This is a genomic window from Asaccharospora irregularis DSM 2635, from assembly GCF_900129815.1.
GTDB lineage: Bacteria > Bacillota > Clostridia > Peptostreptococcales > Peptostreptococcaceae > Asaccharospora > Asaccharospora irregularis.
In genome coordinates this window covers 1-2,900 of the sequence record NZ_FQWX01000068.1, presented here as the reverse complement: position 1 = coordinate 2,900, position 2,900 = coordinate 1, and the positions used below count along the sequence as shown (strand labels likewise).

Sequence of the window (2,900 nt, the reverse complement as noted above, 5' to 3'; positions counted from 1 at the left end):
TCAAAAATTCGTGTATATTTGATGGTTTATTTGCTATACGAAAAAACATAATTATAAAATATTTTTAAAAACTGTTGACTTTAACTAGCTGGTCTCCTAGTACTTGACTCATAGTTCTACTAAACAATTCCCATTCACTTTCTCTAGATCTTAGCTCTCTAAGTCCTTTTTTAGTAATTTTGTAATACTTCCTACGCCTACCATTCTCTGAATCCCAAAATGATTCTATCAACTTATTTTTTTCAAGATCATGTAAAATAGGATATAGAGTCCCCTCCTTAAAAAGAAATACACCATTAGATTTACTTTCTATTTCTTTTATCATTCCATACCCATACATGGGCTGTTTTTCTAGTGTGTTTAAAATTAATGTTATTGTACTTCCCTTAATAAGTTCTTTATTCAAAACTAACACCTCGGATTCCTATGTATTATAATATAATGGTATTCCAATTTTTCTTAAAAGTCAAGTAAGCACTATTAATATATAGCTAAGTATACTAATAGTGCTTACTTTATCAATTCGTCTTATTTAAAATCAAGAAGACTTATTTAATTTTTTTATTAATTACATCCTTTTGCTGCATCTAGCCAGTTTGATTTTAGTAAATAAATTATAAAAACAATAGAACTAAGCGTCCATGTAATAGGATAAGCCCAAAAAACCGTCCTAATATGAGGGAAGAATCTTAGGGCAATAGTAATATAACTTACACGTATAATACACCAACACACTAACATAACAAGCATAGGGATCATCGCTTTTCCAGCACCTCTTAATATTCCAGCAGCACAATGTGAGAATGCTAACACAAAATAAAATAACGATTCTGTTCTTATTTGCATTGTCCCGTAGTGTATTACCTCAGGAGTTTTATCAAAACAACCAATAAGGAATTCTGGCATACCATACATAAATAATCCTATTAATTCAGCAATAATCACAGAACAAATAATTCCAAAAATAGCACCTTTTTTTGCTCTTTCATATTCTCCAGCTCCAATATTTTGGCTAATGAACGTTGTTAAAGAAAGTGCAAAACAAATTATAGGAAGAAATGCAAACCCCTCTATTTTTGAATAAGATCCACATCCTGCTACTGCCATTTTCCCAAATGAATTTATATTTGATTGTACAATTACATTTGCAAAAGAAATAATAGAGTTTTGAACTCCCGTTGGTAGGCCATTATATATAACTTGTTTTAACATATCCATATCAATTTTTATTTTTGATATATATACTTTATAGACATCAGTAGTTCTAATTAGTTGAGCAAAACATAACATAGCACTTATAAATTGTGAAATTATCGTAGCTAATGCAGCAGAACCAACACCCCATTTGAACCAACCAATAAATAATACATCTAATAAGACATTAATTATAGAAGATATAATTAAGTAGTATAGTGGATGTTTGCTGTCACCCACAGATTGAAGAATTCCTACAAAAATATTATATAAAACAAATGCTATAGAGCCCATAAAATATATCCTGAAATAAATAATAGAGTTGACCAATATATCAGAAGGCGTCCCCATCCACCTAAGAATGGTCGGTGTAAATGCAATTCCTATCACTGTTAATAATATCCCCGCAATAACCCCAAAGGCAATTGTAGTATGTATACTTCTTTGTAATTCTTCCGTTTTCTGAGCACCAAAATATCTTGCTATTACAACACCTGCACCAAGAGATATCCCATTAAAAAAACCCACCATCAAAAATATTAAACTCCCTGATGAACTAACAGCAGCAAGTGCATCACTCCCTAGATAATTTCCCACTACTATAGAGTCCGCTGTATTGTATAATTGCTGAAATAGGTTCCCTAAAAATATAGGAATAGCAAACATAATGATTTTTCTAGAAATTGAACCCTCTGTTAAACGCATTGATGTTGCTGATTTTTTCATAAATGTCCTCCCCTTAAACATATACCCCCTAAAAATAGGCTATACATATGCAATATGAATTTGCCCAATGAAACCTTATAAAATAATTATCTAATTATTAATATTTAATTATTTAAGTGTTAATATTCAAAACATATATTTTACTAATAACTAACTTATATTATAGTCAATGTATAATATAAAATCAATTTTGAAATATCCTGAGAAATCTATCGTAATAAAACAGTATTATCTTATATTCTTTAATATATTTAATTGATATATTATATATTTATGTAAGTCTTATTTATAAAATTAAATAATTTTTGGAGATTATTTATATCTCAATTTAAAGGCAAAACAATTATAATCACAGGTGGAGGTAAAGGTGGTAGAATCGGATATGGTATTCCACAGCCTTTGCGAAATAAGGGGTTAACTTAGTAATAACTGGACGTAACGAAGAAAAACTAACAATTATGTTTATGGAGACAGAATTCATTCTTCTTACACAATATAAATTTTAAAAAATAATGGTAAATTTAGTGTATATTTAACTAAATTTATACACTAAAAATTATTACAGCATCTTCTTCCCATTATCTCAACTTAGTTATATAGTTATAATTAATTAGTTAATTTTATTCTTATATCAGTATCAGCATTTTCTATTATAGACTTTTTTTCATCCTCAGAAAAATTAGAATAAATAATTTGACATATAAAGTCTAGCAATTCATTCTTGTTGAAATCTACTTCTTCTGACACTGGATCTATGTCAATATTTTAGACACAAATAATTGAATTTTTAACTTGCTCTAGCTATTTTTTCGAACTGTTATGGTGATATGAAAACAATACTTCCATGAATTCTTTTTCTATTGTACAACCTTCTATATATTCAAGTAACCTTAGTTTTGCAGACTCAAAATCAAAATACTTAACCCTATAAACTTCTTCTTTCTTTAAAATGGCATGAAAAGATTCTATACAGGCATTGT

At 28.6% G+C, this 2,900-nt stretch carries 3 protein-coding genes and 1 pseudogene; all 4 read right to left on the bottom strand.

The genetic code is table 11. The features are described 5' to 3' along the window. Nucleotides 1-64: 64 nt before the first annotated feature. Nucleotides 65-415: a PadR family transcriptional regulator gene (locus BUB34_RS12805; protein WP_073127853.1), complete on the bottom strand. Its 351-nt coding sequence runs from the start codon at nucleotides 413-415 to the stop codon at nucleotides 65-67. 149 nt (nucleotides 416-564) lie between these two features. Continuing rightward, on the bottom strand, nucleotides 565-1,920 hold the full coding sequence (locus BUB34_RS12800; protein WP_073127851.1) for an MATE family efflux transporter: 1,356 nt from the start codon (nucleotides 1,918-1,920) through the stop codon (nucleotides 565-567). A 606-nt stretch (nucleotides 1,921-2,526) separates the two neighbouring features. Beyond that, nucleotides 2,527-2,667: a hypothetical protein gene (locus BUB34_RS13315; protein WP_159430067.1), complete on the bottom strand. Its 141-nt coding sequence runs from the start codon at nucleotides 2,665-2,667 to the stop codon at nucleotides 2,527-2,529. Between the two features lie 70 nt (nucleotides 2,668-2,737). Beyond that, nucleotides 2,738-2,900, bottom strand: a pseudogene (locus BUB34_RS12995) (IS3 family transposase); the annotation flags it as partial.

Bases quoted from the DNA above. Each gene is read 5' to 3' on its own strand.
- BUB34_RS12800 (WP_073127851.1), bottom strand. From the start codon at position 1,920: ATGAAAAAATCAGCAACATCAATGCGTTTAACAGAGGGTTCAATTTCT.